Origin of the sequence: Streptomyces barringtoniae, from assembly GCF_020819595.1 — a bacterium.
Classification (GTDB): domain Bacteria; phylum Actinomycetota; class Actinomycetes; order Streptomycetales; family Streptomycetaceae; genus Streptomyces; species Streptomyces barringtoniae.
Genome location: NZ_JAJHNP010000006.1, coordinates 351,888 through 368,861, shown reverse-complemented (window position 1 = coordinate 368,861; position 16,974 = coordinate 351,888). Strand labels below are relative to the sequence as shown.

Annotated in this window: 12 protein-coding genes; 7 read left to right on the top strand and 5 right to left on the bottom strand. The window is 71.2% G+C overall.

Annotated features, from left to right (window positions below):
- Positions 1 to 18 precede the first annotated feature (18 nt).
- The 3 genes from LMU33_RS13265 to LMU33_RS13255 form a co-directional block, all read right to left on the bottom strand.
- Positions 19 to 1,884, bottom strand: coding sequence for an alkaline phosphatase family protein (locus LMU33_RS13265; protein WP_372477946.1), 1,866 nt, complete (start codon positions 1,882 to 1,884; stop codon positions 19 to 21).
- Positions 1,885 to 1,959: 75 nt separating this feature from the next.
- Entirely contained in the window at positions 1,960 to 3,897 is a 1,938-nt protein-coding gene (locus LMU33_RS13260) for an amylo-alpha-1,6-glucosidase (protein ID WP_228620302.1), read from the bottom strand.
- Positions 3,894 to 5,987 carry an MGH1-like glycoside hydrolase domain-containing protein gene (locus tag LMU33_RS13255; RefSeq protein WP_228620300.1) on the bottom strand — a complete coding sequence of 698 codons (2,094 nt, stop codon included), beginning with the start codon at positions 5,985 to 5,987 and terminating at the stop codon, positions 3,894 to 3,896. The genes LMU33_RS13260 and LMU33_RS13255 overlap by 4 nt, the downstream gene beginning before the upstream one ends.
- 131 nt (positions 5,988 to 6,118) lie before the next feature.
- Here LMU33_RS13255 and LMU33_RS13250 point away from each other — a divergent pair, with 131 nt between their 5' ends.
- The 4 genes from LMU33_RS13250 to LMU33_RS13235 all read left to right on the top strand — a co-directional run bounded on the left by LMU33_RS13250 (position 6,119) and on the right by LMU33_RS13235 (position 12,186).
- Positions 6,119 to 7,339, top strand: a complete 1,221-nt coding sequence (locus LMU33_RS13250) for an ROK family protein (protein ID WP_228620298.1) — start codon at positions 6,119 to 6,121, stop codon at positions 7,337 to 7,339.
- Positions 7,340 to 7,788: 449 nt separating this feature from the next.
- The gene (ppdK, locus tag LMU33_RS13245) at positions 7,789 to 10,482 is read left to right on the top strand and encodes a pyruvate, phosphate dikinase (RefSeq protein WP_372477945.1); all 2,694 of its coding nucleotides are present in this window, start codon (positions 7,789 to 7,791) and stop codon (positions 10,480 to 10,482) included.
- Positions 10,483 to 10,984: 502 nt separating this feature from the next.
- Positions 10,985 to 11,815 carry a hypothetical protein gene (locus LMU33_RS13240; protein ID WP_228620295.1) on the top strand — a complete coding sequence of 277 codons (831 nt, stop codon included), beginning with the start codon at positions 10,985 to 10,987 and terminating at the stop codon, positions 11,813 to 11,815.
- On the top strand, positions 11,812 to 12,186 hold the full coding sequence (locus LMU33_RS13235) for a winged helix-turn-helix domain-containing protein (RefSeq protein WP_228620293.1): 375 nt from the start codon (positions 11,812 to 11,814) through the stop codon (positions 12,184 to 12,186). Before LMU33_RS13240 ends, LMU33_RS13235 begins: the two co-directional genes overlap by 4 nt.
- A 182-nt stretch (positions 12,187 to 12,368) precedes the next feature.
- Here the strand turns inward: LMU33_RS13235 and LMU33_RS13230 are convergent, their stop codons facing one another.
- Positions 12,369 to 12,920, bottom strand: a complete 552-nt coding sequence (locus tag LMU33_RS13230) for a DUF4232 domain-containing protein (RefSeq protein WP_228620291.1) — start codon at positions 12,918 to 12,920, stop codon at positions 12,369 to 12,371.
- A 261-nt stretch (positions 12,921 to 13,181) separates the two neighbouring features.
- Between LMU33_RS13230 and LMU33_RS13225 the strand changes: the two genes are divergently transcribed.
- Genes LMU33_RS13225 through LMU33_RS13215 form a run of 3 tightly spaced genes read left to right on the top strand, consistent with a single transcriptional unit; the run spans position 13,182 to position 16,184 of the window.
- Positions 13,182 to 14,459 carry an ABC transporter substrate-binding protein gene (locus LMU33_RS13225; protein ID WP_228620289.1) on the top strand — a complete coding sequence of 426 codons (1,278 nt, stop codon included), beginning with the start codon at positions 13,182 to 13,184 and terminating at the stop codon, positions 14,457 to 14,459.
- The gene (locus LMU33_RS13220; RefSeq protein WP_228620287.1) at positions 14,456 to 15,358 is read left to right on the top strand and encodes a carbohydrate ABC transporter permease; all 903 of its coding nucleotides are present in this window, start codon (positions 14,456 to 14,458) and stop codon (positions 15,356 to 15,358) included. The genes LMU33_RS13225 and LMU33_RS13220 overlap by 4 nt, the downstream gene beginning before the upstream one ends.
- Positions 15,351 to 16,184 (top strand): carbohydrate ABC transporter permease, encoded by an 834-nt coding sequence (locus tag LMU33_RS13215; RefSeq protein ID WP_228620285.1) that lies wholly within the window; start codon positions 15,351 to 15,353, stop codon positions 16,182 to 16,184. The genes LMU33_RS13220 and LMU33_RS13215 overlap by 8 nt, the downstream gene beginning before the upstream one ends.
- Positions 16,185 to 16,194: 10 nt before the next feature.
- Here LMU33_RS13215 and LMU33_RS13210 read toward each other — a convergent pair whose 3' ends face one another.
- Positions 16,195 to 16,956, bottom strand: a complete 762-nt coding sequence (locus tag LMU33_RS13210) for an SDR family NAD(P)-dependent oxidoreductase (RefSeq protein ID WP_228620283.1) — start codon at positions 16,954 to 16,956, stop codon at positions 16,195 to 16,197.
- Positions 16,957 to 16,974 lie beyond the last annotated feature (18 nt).

Genomic DNA, 16,974 nt, shown 5'->3' with positions numbered 1-16,974 from the left:
GCGGCCTCCAGGGTCTCGTCAGCCCTTCTTCGGATGCGGCGTCGAACCGTACGCCGCCAGGAAGCGGTCGCGGAACGCGCTCATCTTCCACACCGGGGCGTTGTGCGCGGGACGCAGGCCGTCCGTCCAGCCCCAGCCGGCGATCTTGTCCAGCACCTTCGGGTCCTTGGCGACGATCGAGACCGGCACGTCACGGCTGGCGTGGTTGCCGCTGACCCGGGCGATGGGCTGGTGGTCGCCGAGGAAGACCAGCACGGTGTCCTTGCTGCCGTAGCGCTCAAGCCACTCGGTCAGCGCCGTCACCGAGTACTGGATCGTCTTGCCGTACTCCTGGCGGGACTTGGTGGTGTCGGCGATGACGTCGGCCGGGTTGTTTCCCGCCGCCTGGATCCCCTTGAAGACCGAGCCGTCGCCCAGCTGGTCCCAGCCGACCATCCTCGGGATCGGCGCCCACGGCTGATGGCTGGAGGTGAGGATCAGCAGCGACATCCGCGCCTTGCCGTCGGCGGGCTTCTTGCTGTGCACCCGGTCCTGGTACTGCTGCAGCGCGTACTGGTCGGGCATGGTCGACCAGCTGAACTTCGGGCCCTTGTAGCCGAGTTCGAAGGCGTTGTAGACCTTGTCGAGGCCGTACCACTTCTGCTCCGGCCACGCCTTCTGCACGCCCGGCATCACGCCGACCGTGTCGAACGCGCCGGTCTTCCTGAACGCCTCGGTCAGGCTGAGGTGGTCGCTGGCCATGACCGTGCGGTACCGCTGCTGGTTGCTGATCCACAGGCCCGACATGGTGGTGGAGTGGCCGAGCCAGCTGCTGCCGCCGTAGGTCGCCGAGGTCAGCCAGCCGCTCTTGGCGTGGAAACCGGCCTTGGCCAGCGCCTTGGTACGGGCGTCGAGCGTCGCGTCCACGCCGGGCGCCATGATCGGGTCCTCGACCGCGCTGCGGCCGTAGCTCTCGATGAACGTGAAGATCATGTCCTTGCCGCGCAGGTCCGGGACCAGCTGGCTGCCCGGGGTGTTCCCGAACGCGTCCACCTTGGCGACCTTCCGGAACTCCGCCTCGTCCTTGAGCGTGGCCGAGATCATGTGGACCTGGTTCTTCAGCGCGGTGGCGGTGTTGTCGGAGGCGAGCGGCACGCCGGACATCTGCAGGCCCAGGGAGGAGCAGGTGATCCAGGCGACCCCGGCGACCAGCGTGCCCCGGGTCGCGATGCCGGTGTGCCGGGCGAGCAGATTGCTCAGCCGGACCATGGACAGCGCCAGCAGCACGAAGAGGAGCAGGACGGCGGCGATCACCCCGGCCACGGCCACGAGGGTCTCCGTGCGGCCGAGGGAGTCCTCCAGGTACGACTCCGCGTCGCCGAACAGGCTCCAGTCGAGGACCACGTTGAAGGGCCGGCCCAGGTACTGGTTGAAGCCCATGTCGAGCATGTTCACCACGGTCATCGCGGCCAGCGCGACCCCGGACACGGCGGCCAGCACCACGCGCGGCCGGCGCGGCAGCGCGATCATCACCGCCGCGCCGATCACGGCCTCCGCCGGTATCCGCAGGAACTTGGAAGGCCCCAGCCGCACCACGGAGTTCGGCATCACCAGTGCGGCGACGACGATCGCGGCGGCGAGCACGGTGACGGTGACGGACAGCGCCCGAGCGCCGGCCGGATGCTCCGCCCGCCACCTTCCCGCCCACGCGGACCAAGCGGTCCGGGGACGCCGCAGCCAGCCGGTCCACGGCCGCCGTGAGGGCTGCGGGCCGGGTATGGGCTCCGGCGACTCCTCCGGCTCGGCCGCTTCGGCTTCTGCTGCGGCTGATTCGCGCGTGCTCATGTCCTGGGACAACCCGGCGTCCTTCCGTACGAGACCCGATCTGCCGTCCCGTACGGTCATCGGCCGACCCCTGTTCAGGGGCACTGAGCAAACACCGGGCAAATACAGCGCCCCGAAGACAACGGCGACGGGCCCCTATGCACCCCCGACCGCTGTCAACAGTGCGAGCGGCACCGCGGCCGACCTGGACTCCCGCACACAGGCATGCGGATACGGCACCGGCTCCGGATGCGTGTCCCTCCCGTACCCGGCCAGGACCTCCGGCAGCCGGTGCCCGGCGACGGTCGCCGCGTCCACCAGCGCATGCGCCACCGCACGCGCCTCGTCATGCAGCCCGTACCGCGCAAGACCCAACGTGATCAGCGCGTTGTCGTGCGGCCACACGGAACCCCGGTGATAGGACAGCGGATGGTACGCCGACTGCCCGGAGGCCAGCGTCCGCACACCCCACCCGGAGAAGAAGTCCGGCTCCAGCAGCCGCCGGCCCACCACCTCGCCGTACTCCTTGTCCAGCAGCCCGGACCACAGCAGATGCCCGGCGTCGGACGCGAGCGCGTCGACCTGGCGGCCCTCGCCGTCCAGCGCGAGCGCCGGGAAGGACTGATCCCGCATCCAGAAGTCCCGCTGGAACCGGTCCCGCAGGTCGGCGGCGGCCTGTTCCAGCAGGGCGGCGTACGTCTCGTCGCCCCACGCCGTCCGCGCCAGCCATGCCGTGCGGCGCAGCGCGTCGTACGCGTAGCCCTGCGCGCCCGCCGCCATCACCGCGCCGGTGGGCCGGGTGCCGTCGGCACAGCAGATCGCGCCGGGGGAGTCCTTCCAGTTCTGGTTGGCGAGGCCGCCCTCGTCGGCGCGGTAGACGAGGTAGCCGCGCGAGGTCAGGCCGCCGTGGTCCAGCATCCAGCCGACGGCGGCACGTGCGTGCGGTTCCAGGCGCCGGGCCGGGCCGGTGTCCCCGGTCTGCTCGACGTACGCGCCGAGCAGGATCAGGAACAGCGGGGTCGCGTCGACCGAGCCGTAGTACCGCCCGAACGGCACCTGCCCGAAGTGGGCCAGCTCGCCGTGCCGTACCTCGTGCACGATCTTGCCGGGCTGGGCGAGCGGGGACGGGCCGCTGCCGGTGGCCTGGGTCGCGGCGAGTGCGGGCAGCGTGGCGGCGGCCAGCTCCGGGCGGTACGGCAGCGCGAACAGGGAGGTGAGCAGGGCGTCCCGGGCGAGGAGGGTGAGGAACCAGGGGGCGCCGCCGGCCGGGACGCGCGCTTCCTCGCCGTCGGGCCCGCGCGCCGGCACCTGGAGCGCGGCCAGGTCGGCGAGGCCCCGCGCGCAGGCCGCCGCCAGTTCCGGCCAGCCGGTCGGGAAGGCCACGCCCTCCACGAAATCCGCTTCCAGCGCGCGGAGTTGTTCGCGCACGGACGCCGGGTCGCGGGGCACGCGCAGGGCACGCTTCTCGCCGTGCGGGCGGGCCATCACCCGGAGCACCAGCTCGGTCGTGCCGTGCGGCGCCAGGTCCAGGGTCCACACCAGACGGCGGGCGCCCGTGCCGGTCTCCTCCACGGCGTCGGGGACCGGGTCGGCGGTGATGGTCGTACGGGACTGCCACTCGGCGCGCCGGTAGGTGAACTCGATGCCGTCGTCGAGGACCTCGCGGGAGCGTACGGCGCCGGGCTTGGCGTAGGTGCGGTGGTCGGAGCGGAGTTCGAACTGGTCGGTGAAGTCGGCGTCGGCGGTGATGGCGAGCCGGACGGTGGTCGGCACCGGGCGGTTGCTGGTCACCCGCAGCGATTCGACGAACGAACTGTCGCCGACGGCCTGTTGGCGGAAGAGGGTGTGCGCCGGAGGCTCCTGCCGGCCGCCGCGCGGGACCAGCACACAGCGGGTCGCGTCACCGTCGGTGACCGGGGTGAGCACCTCGGGCACGGCGCCGTCGACGGTGAGCTGCCAGCGGCTGAGGTGCCGGGCGTCCCGTACGAACAAACCGTCCGGGGAGCCGCTGCCCCTGACCCCGCTGATGTCGCCCCGGTCGCCCACGGCGGCGAACGTCGCCCCGTGCACGAGCAGATGATGCCGGTCCGTCATCGCCGGTCCCCTCCTTCGTCACTTCTGTCGAACGTGTCGGTGGCCGCCTCGGACACGCCCTCGCGGGCGCCCTTGAGAAGGTCTTTGTGCAGCTCGTGGTGCAGGTCCAGGGCGAGGGCGGCGGTCCAGCCGAAGCCGGTCGCGCCGCAGGCCTCGCCGGTGCGGGGGTCGACGTACTCCGCGAAACCGGTGGCTTCGGCGAGCTGCAGCACGGCCGCGCGCAGCGCGTCGGCCCGCTCCCGCTCGCCGTGCACCCGCAGCCCCCGCTCCAGCAGCCAGCCGATGTTGAACCAGGCCGGGCCGCGCCAGTACCGGTGCGGATCGAAGGCCTCGCCGAGCAGGTCGTAACTGGGCACGAGCCGGCTTTGCCCACCGAGCCCGAAGTGCGGCCCGCACATCGTGCGCACGAGCGCGGCGACGACGTGCCGGGGCAGCCCGGGCAACACAAGCGGCACCAGCCCGGACACACTCCGCTCCCGGATCAACCCGGAACGCTCCTGCCGGCGAACCGGGGCGGGAGCGCCTTGTTGGTGAGCTGCGCCGGGGGCGCCCTGCGCGGGGGCCGGGCCGGGGCCGCCCTGTTGGTGGTCCGGGCCAGAGATGCGCTGTCCGTCGGTCGGGCCGGTGGCGCCCTGTTCGTGGGGCGGTCCGCAGGGGGCTGCCGCAGTGGCGGTGCCTTGGTCGTGGGCGGGGCTGGACACACCCGGCGTGGGGCTCTGGCCGGCGGGGATCGGTTGCAGGACCGGGCTGGAGGCGTCCGGCGCGGGGGTTCGCCCGGTATCGCGCGGTGCGGGGCTTTGGCGGGCGGGGACCGGCTCGTTGGCCGGGCTGGAGGGGTGAGGTTCGCGGATCTGGCCGGGGGTGCCTCGGTGGTGGACCGGGCTGGAGGCGTCCGGCGCGGGGATTCGCCCGGAGGCGCCCGGTGCCGGGGGCCGGTCGGTCGGGGCCGGTGCTGGGGTCCCGTCGGGTGGGGCCGGTGCCGAGGTCGGGTCGGGCGGGCCCGGTGCCATGGTTCGCCCGGAGGCGCCCGGTGCCGGGGGCCGGTCGGTCGGGGCCGGTGCTGGGGTTCGGGCGGTGGTGTCCCGGGTGCGGATCGGTTCGTCGGCGTGCAGGTCCCGGCACAGGAACATCCCCGATGCCGGGTCCCAGAGCCGCTCGACCAGTACCTGGGTCAGCCGTTCGGCGCGTGCGTGCCGGGCGGTGCCGGGCGCGCCCAGCTCCTCGGCAATCCGGGCCAGCGCGTGTTCGGAGGCGATGAGCAGGGCGTTGAACGCCGGGTCCTCCACGGCGAATCCGCCGCCGCCGTTCCTCCCGACCGTCCCGTCCCTGTACCCGGCGTCCCGGTAGTCGGCGGCCAGCCGTACGTACCGTCCGTAGTCCAGATCCGTCGGCCGGTCCTCGGGCGCCCCGTGGGCGAGGTCGGCGCGGCGGAAGGAGCGGGTCGGCGCGGGGGTGATCCGGGCGAGCGGGACGTCCCAGCAGGGGCTGTTGTCCATACCCTGCTCCCAGGGGTGGACCACGGACACCAGCCCCGCGCCGCCCAGGTCCCGGCGGTGCAGCAGATAGCGGTGCCAGGCGGCCAGCCGCGGGTACATCCGGGCCAGGAAGCCGCGGGCGCGCGACAGTGCGGGGTCGGCGCGGTGCACCAGCCAGGCCGCGAGCGCGTGTACCGGTGGCTGCACGATCCCCGACGTCTGTACGGTGCGCGGGGCGCCCGCCGCGCGACCGGCGGTGGAGGAGCGCCAGAAGTCGGGGCTGGGGAAGTAGGCGTCGAGGGGTACGGAGGGGTTGAAGACGATGTGCGGGACACGCCCGTCGGTCCACTGCGCGGCCAGCAGTGTCTCCAGCTCGGTCTGGGCCCGCAGTGGCGACACGTGCCGCAGACCGATCGCGATGAACGCCGAGTCCCAGGACCACTGGTGCGGATACAGGCTCCGGGAGGGGACCGTCGAGGCGCCCGTCCAGTTCGCGTCGAGCACCTCGGCCGCTCTGCCCCGCAGCGACGTGCCCGGGGCCGGCGGATCGCACGCCGTCTCGTACGCCGCGGGCTCCGCGGGACGGACGGTGAGCTGCGTGCTGCTGCGATCCACTCGGGGCTCCCCGAAGACGAAGACGCCCGGTCGGTCCGACCGGGTTTGGCGTTGACCGTCGTAGAGTTACGTCTATTTAACACGCAAAACTCAATATGTAATGCAGGCTTGGGAAACACAAGGGGGTGCGCATGACCGAACATCCGGGAAGAATCGGGAAGGCCGGCAGTCCGGCGGGCGCCGGAGAACTGCTCGAACTCGTCCGCAGCGGACGGGCGGTGACACGTGGTGCGCTCCAGCAGGCGACCGGACTGTCCCGCGCGACCGTCGGCCAGCGCCTGGAGCGCCTCTTCCGCGCCGGCTGGCTGCGCGAGGGCGCGGGCGGCCCGGTCGGCTCGCCGCTCGGCGGACGCCCCTCCATCACCCTGGAGTTCGACGACTCCCACGCCGTCGTCCTCGCCGCCGACCTGGACACCCGGCACGCCCGCGCGGCCGTCCTGTCGCTGACCGGCGAGATCCTCGCGGAGCACTCGGGAACGCTCGTGATCGGCGACGGCCCGGAGGCCGTACTGCCCGAACTGGCCCGCTGGTTCGGCGAGTTGCTGGAGAAGACCGGGCGCCGGACGGCGGAGGTCTGCGGCATCGGTGTCGCCGTGCCCGGCCCGGTGGACCCCGGGACCGGCCGCGTGGTGCAGCCGCCGATGATGCCGGGCTGGGACGGCTACGACACAACGGGCCGCCTCTCCCGCGCCTTCACCGAGCACACCGGCGTGGGAGCGGTCCCGGTCCTCGTGGACAACGATGCCAACCTCATGGCGTACGGCGAACAGCGCGCCGGACACCCCGACTGCGCGGCCTTCGTACTGGTCAAGGTGTCCACGGGCATCGGCGCCGGGGTGGTCGTGGACGGCTCGATCTACCGGGGGATCGACGGCGGCGCCGGCGACATCGGGCACATCCGGGTCGGCGCGGACGCGCTGTGCCGCTGCGGTTCGCACGGCTGTCTCGCGGCCGTCGCGAGCGGGGGCGCCGTGGCCCGGCGGCTGGCCGAGAGCGGGGTGCCTGCCGCCTCCGGCGCGGACGTGCGGGATCTGCTGGCCGCCGGGCATCCCCAGGCGGCGGCGCTGGCCCGGGAGGCCGGGCGGCGGGTCGGCGACGTACTGGCGACGGTGGTGACCCTGTTGAACCCCGGGGTGCTGATGATCGCGGGCGATCTGGCCGGGACCCCCTTCCTCACCGGCGTCCGGGAACTCCTCTACCAGCGGGCGCTGCCGCGCTCCACGGCCCACCTCGAGGTCGTGACCTCCCGGCTGGGGGAGCGGGCCGCGCTCATAGGAGCGGGAGCGCTGGTCGTGGAACACCTCTACGCGCCGGAGCGGGCCGAGGAGCGACTGCGGGCGCTGGGCGTCTGACCTGGGCGTGTGACGTGGGTGTTTCCGGGTACCGGGAAGCGGTCCGCATGGTGAAATCCGGCGGGCTGTGGCAGCGTGATTCTCGCCACCCTTGATAAGGGTTGCGCTCAGATGAGCGGATCATGAGCGACTGCACTTCTCCAAAGGGTGGCACTGGGTGCCACCCTTTGATCGTTCACGGACCGAAATCAGACGTGCGGGATACCCGCTCATGTGAGCGAAAAACCCGCTCTCCGGAGGTGTATGTGTTCAAGAAGTGAAGGCATTTGCCGGTGCTGGCTTGCCAAGCCTTGACTTTCGATCCGCTGGCGGACGGGTGGTTACGGGCTCATGACGCACAAGTAGACGTACCCATGCGCCTTCGATCTGGGTATGTTCCTCGCCGTCAGGGCAGCCACCGTGGCCTCAAGGAGTCGAGACCCGTGTCGGAAAACACAGAACCCCACGTAGTGAAGTTCGTTTACGACTTCACCGAGGGCAACAAGGACCTCAAGGACCTCCTCGGCGGCAAGGGTGCCAACCTCGCCGAGATGACCAACCTCGGCCTGCCGGTCCCTCCCGGCTTCACCATCACCACCGAGGCCTGCAAGGTCTACCTGGAGAGCGGCGAGGAGCCCGCGGCACTGCGTGACGAGGTGAGTGCGCACCTCGACGCCCTCGAGTCCCGCATGGGCAAGAAGCTCGGCCAGCCCGACAACCCCCTCCTCGTGTCCGTCCGCTCCGGCGCCAAGTTCTCCATGCCCGGCATGATGGACACGGTCCTCAACATCGGCCTCTCCGACAAGTCGGTGCAGGGCCTGGCCAAGCAGGCCGGCGACGACCGGTTCGCCTGGGACTCCTACCGCCGCCTGATCCAGATGTTCGGCAAGACCGTCCTCGGCGTCGACGGCGACCTCTTCGAGGAGGCCCTCGAGGCGGCCAAGGAGGCCAAGAAGGTCACGGTCGACACCGACCTGGAGGCCGCCGACCTGAAGAAGCTGGTCACCAAGTTCAAGAAGATCGTCAAGGCGGAGGCCGGCCGGGACTTCCCGCAGGACCCGCGCGAGCAGATGGACCTCGCCATCAAGGCGGTCTTCGACTCGTGGAACGGCGACCGGGCCAAGCTGTACCGCCGCCAGGAGCGCATCCCGCACGACCTCGGCACGGCCGTCAACGTCTGCTCGATGGTCTTCGGCAACCTGGGCCCCGACTCCGGCACGGGCGTCGCCTTCACCCGTGACCCCGCCTCCGGCCACCAGGGCGTCTACGGCGACTACCTGCAGAACGCCCAGGGCGAGGACGTCGTCGCCGGCATCCGCAACACGGTCCCGCTCGCCGAGCTGGAGTCGATCGACAAGAAGTCGTACGACCAGCTCATGCAGATCATGGAGACGCTGGAGAACCACTACAAGGACCTGTGCGACATCGAGTTCACGATCGAGCGCGGTCAGCTGTGGATGCTCCAGACCCGCGTGGGCAAGCGCACCGCGGGCGCCGCCTTCCGCATCGCGACCCAGCTGGTCGACCAGGGCCTGATCGACGAGACGGAGGCGCTGCAGCGCGTCACCGGCGCCCAGCTGGCCCAGCTGATGTTCCCGCGCTTCGACGAGCAGGCGAAGGTCGACAAGGTGGCGCGCGGCATCGCCGCATCTCCTGGCGCCGCCGTGGGCCGGGCGGTCTTCGACTCCTACACGGCCGTCAAGTGGTCCCGCTCGGGCGAGAAGGTCATCCTGGTCCGCCGCGAGACGAACCCGGACGACCTGGACGGCATGATCGCGGCCGAGGGCATCCTGACGTCGCGCGGCGGCAAGACGTCCCACGCGGCCGTGGTCGCCCGGGGCATGGGCAAGACCTGTGTGTGCGGCGCGGAGGAGCTGGAGGTCGACACCAAGCGCCGCAGGATGACGGTCCCCGGCGGCCACGTCGTCGAGGAAGGCGACGTGATCTCCATCGACGGCTCGTCGGGCAAGGTCTACCTGGGTGAGGTCCCGGTGGTCCCGTCCCCCGTGGTGGAGTACTTCGAGGGCCGGATGCACCCGGGTGCGGACGACGCGGACGAGCTGGTCGAGGCGGTCCACCGCATGATGGCGTTCGCCGACCGCAAGCGCCGCCTGCGCGTGCGCGCCAACGCCGACAACGCCGAGGACGCGCTGCGCGCCCGTCGCTTCGGCGCCCAGGGCATCGGTCTGTGCCGCACGGAGCACATGTTCCTCGGCGAGCGCCGCGAGATGGTCGAGAAGCTGATCCTCGCGGACACCGAGAGCGAGCGCGAGGCGGCCCTGACGGAGCTGCTCCCCCTCCAGAAGAAGGACTTCGTCGAGCTCTTCGAGGCGATGGACGGCCTCCCCGTGACGATCCGTCTCCTGGACCCGCCGCTGCACGAGTTCCTCCCCGACATCACCGAGTTGTCGGTCCGCGTGGCCCTGGCCGAGTCCCGCCAGGAGCCGCACGAGAACGAGCTCCGCCTGCTCCAGGCGGTGCACCGCCTGCACGAGCAGAACCCGATGCTGGGCCTGCGCGGCGTGCGCCTGGGCCTCGTCATCCCGGGCCTGTTCACCATGCAGGTCCGCGCGATCGCCGAGGCGGCCGCGTCCCGCAAGTCGGCGAAGGGCGACCCGCGCGCGGAGATCATGATCCCGCTCGTCGGCACGGTGCAGGAGCTGGAGATCGTCCGCGAGGAGGCCGACAAGGTCATCGCGGAGGTCGAGGCGGCGACGGGTACGCAGCTGAAGCTGGCGATCGGCACGATGATCGAACTTCCCCGAGCCGCCCTCACGGCGGGCCAGATCGCCGAGGCGGCGGAGTTCTTCTCCTTCGGCACGAACGACCTGACGCAGACGGTGTGGGGCTTCAGCCGTGACGACGTCGAGGCCTCCTTCTTCACGGCGTACCTGGAGAAGGGCATCTTCGGCGTCAGCCCGTTCGAGACGATCGACAAGGACGGCGTCGGCTCCCTGGTGAAGTCGGCGGCGGAGGCGGGCCGGCGTACCCGCCCCGACCTCAAGCTGGGCGTCTGCGGCGAGCACGGCGGCGACCCCGAGTCCGTCCACTTCTTCCACGAGGTCGGCCTGGACTACGTCTCCTGCTCCCCCTTCCGCATCCCGGTGGCCCGCCTCGAGGCAGGCCGCGCGGCAACCCAGTCGGAGGGCAGCGACCACCGCTAGGCCCACAAACCCCGGAGCCGCCACCGGTCCCCGACCCTCACCGATCGGCGGCGGCTCCGGCGCACGAAGAGACGGCGGCACCCTGTGCGGGGGTGCCGCCTCTCTGCGCATCACCGGACCACCTGCAGGGCGCTGCGTGGGTGCGACCGGGAGCCGGCTGTCTGCGCCCACTCGCACAGGGGATCAGACCGGTGGCCGAGGACCTGCGTTCCGGCATCCGCCCCACGCACACGCCGGCGGTGATGCTCACGAAGTGGCGCTTCGGAAGAGAAGTACTTCCGGCCTGTGAACTCACGCCACGGTGCTCCTGTCTCCCGGCCCCGGTCGCCTGTCAGCTGCCGCCTGGGTTGCCCCTCGGGGAAGGGCCCTCCCTCTGGTTGTTGTCAGTGGACATTCCACTCTTGACTGCCATGTACTTTGCATCGCAAAGTTAGTCTCCAGCGGGCGGCCTTCTGGCGGTCCGCTCAGGAGCGCTGCCAAAGCGCCGGCCACAGGGGGACAGATGGGAACATCCGCACCGAGCAGCGCGGAATCGGAGTCGAAGGCGGCCGCGGCCGCCTTGTTGGCTGCCACGGAAGGCCTCCGGGCGAGGACCCGCACGCTGACCAACGGGGCATGGACTCCCCTCCTTGGCTTCGGGCTCCTTGCCCTGGCGGCCGTTCCGGTAGCCCGGTACGCCTTCAACTTCGGAGCCCACGGGCGCGACATCGGGTCCTATCCGGCCTTTGCCTACGCCGAGCTGACCGGCCTGTGCGTCGTCCACGAACCGGGAACCCCCTGTCTGAAGGGAGAGTTCGACGGAGCCGTCCTGCGCTTCGCCGCATGGGGCGTGTGGTTCGCGCTCCTCCCGCTTGCATGGTTCGTCTTCGCCCGCTGGTACCGCCTGCGTGGCGAGGCGCGGGGCGTCGTCCCCCGGCGCGGCATGTGGGTCCGCGTGACCGCCGCAGCCACCACTGTGATCACGACAGCTCTGGTGGCGTTGCTGTTCGGCAAGGACCAGCCGTGGGAGGCTGTGCTGCTGGAGAACAGCTACGCCTCCCCGTGGTACCTGGTCGGCATCGGACTCCTCGCCCTCGGCATTGCGGAACGCAGTTGGATCGCCGCGGCGGCCGGCACCGCTCACGCCCTGCTGCTCACGGGGTACCTGGGAGCCTCCTGGGGCAGTGGATGGCTTCCCTGGCAGCACCCCGCCCACCCTGGCTGGGCCGACGGACCGCAGGTCAAGGCCCTTCTGCTCGCTGCCGTCCTGCTCCTCGCCGGTCTGTGCGAGTGGACAGCGGTGCGCCGCCGGGGCGCGCCCGGTGTGGCAGTTGCGGGTACGGTCCTCTCATGAGCGTCGAAGACTCGACCGCTACGCAGGACGACCAAGAGGAACTGCATCCCACCCAGGCGCTGGACGACACCGTCCACCAGCGCGTGCGGCTCGGCGTCCTCACCGTTGCCCGCGAAGCCGACCGGGTCGAGTTCAGCTTCCTGAAGAAGCAATTGGCCGTCACCGACGGAAATCTCTCCCGGCACCTGAAGGTGCTGGAGGAGTCCGGAATGATCATCGTGGAGAAGGGTTACGCCGGTCGGCGCCCCCGAACGTGGGTAACCCTCACCCGTGAGGGTGCACAGGCCCTGGACGCCGAACTCCGGGCCCTACGTGCACTCGTGCTACGCCTTGAGGCTCCCCGTCCCGTGCCCACCACACCCGACACGTGATCACCGCTTCAGGAGATCTTGGCCCGCCGCTGCCTCCCGTGCCACTCGACTTCGCGGCGAATCGTGGTCATGCAGGTCAACGCCTTGCGTGATCCGACACGGCGAGCAGGTGGGGCGGTACCCGGTGTGGGTGCCGCCCCTTCGGCACTGCTGGCCCCTTTCGGAAGGCGCCCCGCCCCCTCTCAGAACGCGCCCTGGACGTTCACCGGCCCGACCTGGAAGAGGCCGGAGCAGGTCGTCCAGGGGGCCGGGACCAGGGTCGCCGTGCGGGAGGCCGGGGCGTAGACCCGCAGGTAGGTGCCGGTGCGCAGGCAGGGGCCGCCGATCGGGCCGTTGGTGGTGCGGACGACCGCCGAGGCCGTGTGGGCGGGGGCGAGCGTGACCGTGCCGTACGAGCGGCCGCTGTGGGTGGCGGCCGGGCCGATCTGGTGGTGGGCGGTGTCCAGCACGCTGACGCCCGGGTAGCCGCGCAGGGCGCAACTGGTCGCGCCGGTGTTGGTGAACCGGAGCGGCCAGTACAGCGACCCCGCCGCGCCTTCCTTGCTGCCCATGGCGAGGTACAGGTCGCTCACGGCACAGGTCCGGACCGTGGTCGAGGCCCGTGCCGCCGCCGGGGTCGCGCTCCACGCGGCCCCCGCGGCCGTGAGGCCCAGGAGGGCGGCGGTCAGTGCGGCGGCCGGGCCGCGCCTCGGGAGTGTCCGGAGGAGTCTCAGGGGGTACGGAATCTGGATCATGACAGATCCGCCTCCATCGGGCGAATGGGTGGATGAAGGTCAGTCACTGTGTTGGATGCACCGCGGGACGGAAAAGTTGTGCATCCTGCCCGGCGTCCCGCCCGGTGTTCCGTACGGCGTCCCGTCCGGGACGTTCCTTCCGGGTGCCCGCCGCTCCCTCCTGACACACGGCCGCAATGACCCTTTCGTAATCCACCCGCATGGTTGATCGTTGGGCCGTGCATCGATGACGAAGAGAACCGACGTCAGGGGGCACCGACGATGACGATGAGCCGTAGGGGAGTGCTGGTCGCGGGGGCCGGGGCGGCAGGCGCCGGATTACTCGCCGGCTGCGGGTCCAACACCGGGCGTGGGGGCGGCGACGCCCACGGGACGCAGCTGTCGCAGTGGTACCACCAGTACGGTGAGGCCGGGACCGAGCAGGCCGTGGAGCGGTATGCCGGCGCCTACCGCAAGGCCCGCGTCAGGGTGCAGTGGCGGCCGGGGAACTACGACCAGCAGACCGCCGCCGCCCTGCTCACCGACTCCGGACCGGACGTCTTCGAGGTCAACGGGCCGACGCTGGATCAGATCCAGGGCGGTCAGGTCGTCGACCTCACCGAGCTCGTCAAGGACGTCGAGGACGACTTCAACCCGGCCGTGCTCGCGCCCAAGACGTACGACGGCCGGGTCTGGGGCATTCCGCAGGTCGTCGACATGCAGATGCTCTACTACCGGAAGAGCCTGCTGCGGGACGCCGGGGTCGAGCCGCCGGACACGCTCGACGCCCTCGTGGACGCGGCGGGGAAGCTCACCAGCAGCAAGGTCAAGGGCCTGTTCCTGGGGAACGACGGGGGAGCCGGTGTGCTCGGCGGCACGCCCCTGTATGCCGCCGGGCTGCGGCTCGTCACCGAGGACGGCAAGGTCGGCTTCGACGATCCCGCCGCCGCCCGTACCCTCGGCAAGCTGCACCGGCTGTACGCCGACAAGTCCCTCCTCCTCGGCGCGCCCGCCGACTGGTCCGACCCGTCCGCCTTCACCCAGGGGCTGACCGCGATGCAGTGGTCGGGGTTGTGGGCGCTGCCGCAGATCCGGAAGGAGCTGGGGGACGACTTCGGAGTCCTGCCCTTTCCCGGGGACGGCGGCGACGGCCGGCCCTGTGTCCCCGTCGGAGCCTACGGCGCCGCCGTCAGCGGCCGCAGCAGGCACAAGGAGGCCGCCAAGGAGTTCGTGCGCTGGCTGTGGGTGCAACGCACCGACTACCAGGAGGACTTCGCGCTGTCGTACGGCTTTCACATCCCGGCCCGGATCTCCCTGGCCAGGAAGGCCGCCCAGTTGCGGTCGGGGGCCGCCGCCGATGCCGTGCGCTACACCACCGACCACGGCTACGCCCAGCCGCTGCTGTGGACCCCGGCCGCCCAGACCGCCTACCAGGACGCGCTCAGCCGGATCATCAGCGGCGGGGCGAGTCCGGAGGGCGAACTGCGGGCCGTCGTACGGAAGGCCGGCGCCGAGCTCGACCGCGTGAAGAGCACGAAGAAGGTGAAGAAGGCGTCGTGAGGCGGCGCAGGGCACTCTGGTTCTGGGTGTTCGTCGGGCCGTTCGCGCTCGGGCTCGCGCTGTTCACCTACGTTCCGCTGCTGTGGAGCGTGGGCCTGAGCTTCTTCGACGCGCACAACACCGTCACGCCCACGCACTTCGTCGGGCTGGACAACTACACGGCGATGCTGCAGGACGACGCGTTCGTCGGCAGCCTGCGGACCTTTCTCGTCTTCACCGCCTTCATCGTGCCGGTCACGTACCTTCTTTCCCTCTCCCTCGCCCTGATGGTCAACCGCCTGAGACGCGCCCGCGCGTTCTTCCGCTCGGTCTTCTTCCTCCCGGCCGCGTGCAGTTACGTCGTCGCCGCGCTGGTGTGGAAGATGTCGGTCTTCAACGGGGTGCGGTTCGGGCTCGCCAACACCGTCCTCGGGTGGATCGGCCAAGGCCCCGTCGCCTGGCTGGCCGGCACCGATCCGCCCTGGTACTGGCTGGTCATCGTGACCGTACGGCTGTGGCTGCAGGCCGGTTTCTACATGGTTCTCTTCCTGGCCGGGCTGCAGCGGATCGACCCGGTGCTGTACGAGGCGGCCGCCGTGGACGGAGCCCGGCCGGGCTGGACGGTGCTGCGCCACATCACCCTGCCGCAGCTGCGGGCCACCTCGGTCGGGGTGGTGCTGCTGCTCGTCGTCAACGCCTTCCAGGCCTTCGACGAGTTCTACAACCTGCTGTCGGACGCGCGGGGTTATCCGCCGTACGCCCGGCCGCCGCTGGTCTACCTCTACTACACCGCCCTCGGGCAGGGGCAGAACCTCGGGCTGGGCAGCGCGGGTGCGGTGATCCTCGCGCTGGTCATCGCGGTCGTCACGGTGGGGCAGGCGCGGTGGCTGCGGCTGGGAAGGACGGACGCCGATGGATGACGCCCTGGTTCGGGTGGGGCGGGCGCTGCGGGTGGTGCTGCTCGTGGTGCTGGCCCTGCTGTTCCTGATCCCCTTCTATCTGCTGGTGCGCAACGGCCTGTCCGGGGAGCGGGACATCACCTCGCCCGAATGGACCTTCTTCCCGGGCGAGTTGAGGTGGGGGAACGTCCGGGAGCTGTTCGAGGACCCGTCCGTACCGTTCGCCCGCTCGCTGCTGAACTCCGCGCTGATCGCCGTCGCGACCACGCTGGGCACCCTGCTCCTGGCGTCCCTGGCCGGTTACGGCCTCGCCCGCATCCCCTACCGGCACGCGAACAAGGTCCTCTACGGCATCCTCGGCACCCTGCTGGTACCGGCCGCCGTCACCTTCGTGCCCAGCTTCGTGCTGGTGTCGACGCTGGGCTGGATCTCCACGCTCCGGGGGCTGATCGTGCCGACCTTGTTCTCCGCCTTCGCCTGCTTCGTGTTCCGGCAGTACTTCCTCGGCTTTCCCAGGGAACTGGAGGACGCGGCGCAGGTCGACGGGCTCGGGTACTGGCGCACGTACTGGCTGGTCGTCGTGCCGAACGCGCGGCCGGTGTTCGCCGCCGTCGGGACCATCGTGTTCCTCGGTGCCTGGAACTCCTTCCTGTGGCCGCTGGTCATCGGGCAGGACCGGAACGCCTGGACGGTGCAGGTGGCACTGTCGTCGTTCACCACGTCCCAGGTGATCCGGCTGCACGAACTGTTCGTCGCGGCCGTCGTGTCGGTCCTGCCCCTGCTGCTGGTGTTCCTGTGCTTCCAGCGGTGGATCGTGGCGGGGGCGGAGCGCTCGGGGATCGACTGACCCCGAGCGTTCACAGCGTGGCGCCGCTGTCCACCACCAGATCGGTGCCGACGACCGAGGCCGCGTCGTCCGAGGCCAGGTAGAGGACGGCGGCGGCGACCTCCCGGGTGGTGGCGACGCGGCCGAGCGGGAGGGTGGCCCGCGCACGTTCGGCCCGGTCCGCCTCGGTCTCGCCGGAACGCAGGGACATGGAGGTCTCGGTGGCGCCGGGGCTGACCACGTTGATCCGGACGCCGTCCCGGATGTGGTCCAGTGCGGCGCCCCGGCTGAGTGCGGTCACGGCGGCCTTGGTCGCGGAGTAGGCGGCGGCTCCGGGGGAGGAGGTGTGCAGGCCGAAGGTGGAGGAGACGGTCACGATCGCGCCGCCCGCCGGCTGGGTGCGCATCCGGCGGATCTGCGCCCGGAGGGCCAGGAAGACGCCGGTGACGTTGGTCGCGAGCTGGGTGTGCCACTCCTCCTCCGGGAGGTCCGTGATCGGCTGCCCGCCGCGGAAGACACCCGCGTTGTTGACCGCCACGTCGAGCGAGCCGAAGGCCTCGACCGCGGCCCGGACCAACGCCTCCGCGTCCTCGGCGCGAGAGACGTCGGCGCTCACCGCGAGGGCCTTGCCGCCCTGCTCCTCGATCAGCCGGACGGTCTCCGCCAGGGGATCGGGCCGCCGGCCGGCGACGACCACCTGGGCCCCTTCGGCGGCGAAGGCGCGGGCGACGGCCCGGCCGATGCCGGACCCGGCGCCGGTGACGAGGGCCGTCCGGCCGGTGAAGCGAGCCATGGGGATCTCCTTTACTTG

Coding starts and splice junctions, on each gene's coding strand:
- LMU33_RS13240 (WP_228620295.1), top strand. CDS start 10,985: ATGGGAACATCCGCACCGAGCAGCGCGGAATCGGAGTCGAAGGCGGCC.
- LMU33_RS13210 (WP_228620283.1), bottom strand. CDS start 16,956: ATGGCTCGCTTCACCGGCCGGACGGCCCTCGTCACCGGCGCCGGGTCC.
- LMU33_RS13235 (WP_228620293.1), top strand. CDS start 11,812: ATGAGCGTCGAAGACTCGACCGCTACGCAGGACGACCAAGAGGAACTG.
- LMU33_RS13225 (WP_228620289.1), top strand. CDS start 13,182: ATGACGATGAGCCGTAGGGGAGTGCTGGTCGCGGGGGCCGGGGCGGCA.
- LMU33_RS13250 (WP_228620298.1), top strand. CDS start 6,119: ATGACCGAACATCCGGGAAGAATCGGGAAGGCCGGCAGTCCGGCGGGC.
- LMU33_RS13265 (WP_372477946.1), bottom strand. CDS start 1,884: ATGACCGTACGGGACGGCAGATCGGGTCTCGTACGGAAGGACGCCGGG.
- LMU33_RS13260 (WP_228620302.1), bottom strand. CDS start 3,897: ATGACGGACCGGCATCATCTGCTCGTGCACGGGGCGACGTTCGCCGCC.
- LMU33_RS13230 (WP_228620291.1), bottom strand. CDS start 12,920: ATGATCCAGATTCCGTACCCCCTGAGACTCCTCCGGACACTCCCGAGG.
- LMU33_RS13215 (WP_228620285.1), top strand. CDS start 15,351: ATGGATGACGCCCTGGTTCGGGTGGGGCGGGCGCTGCGGGTGGTGCTG.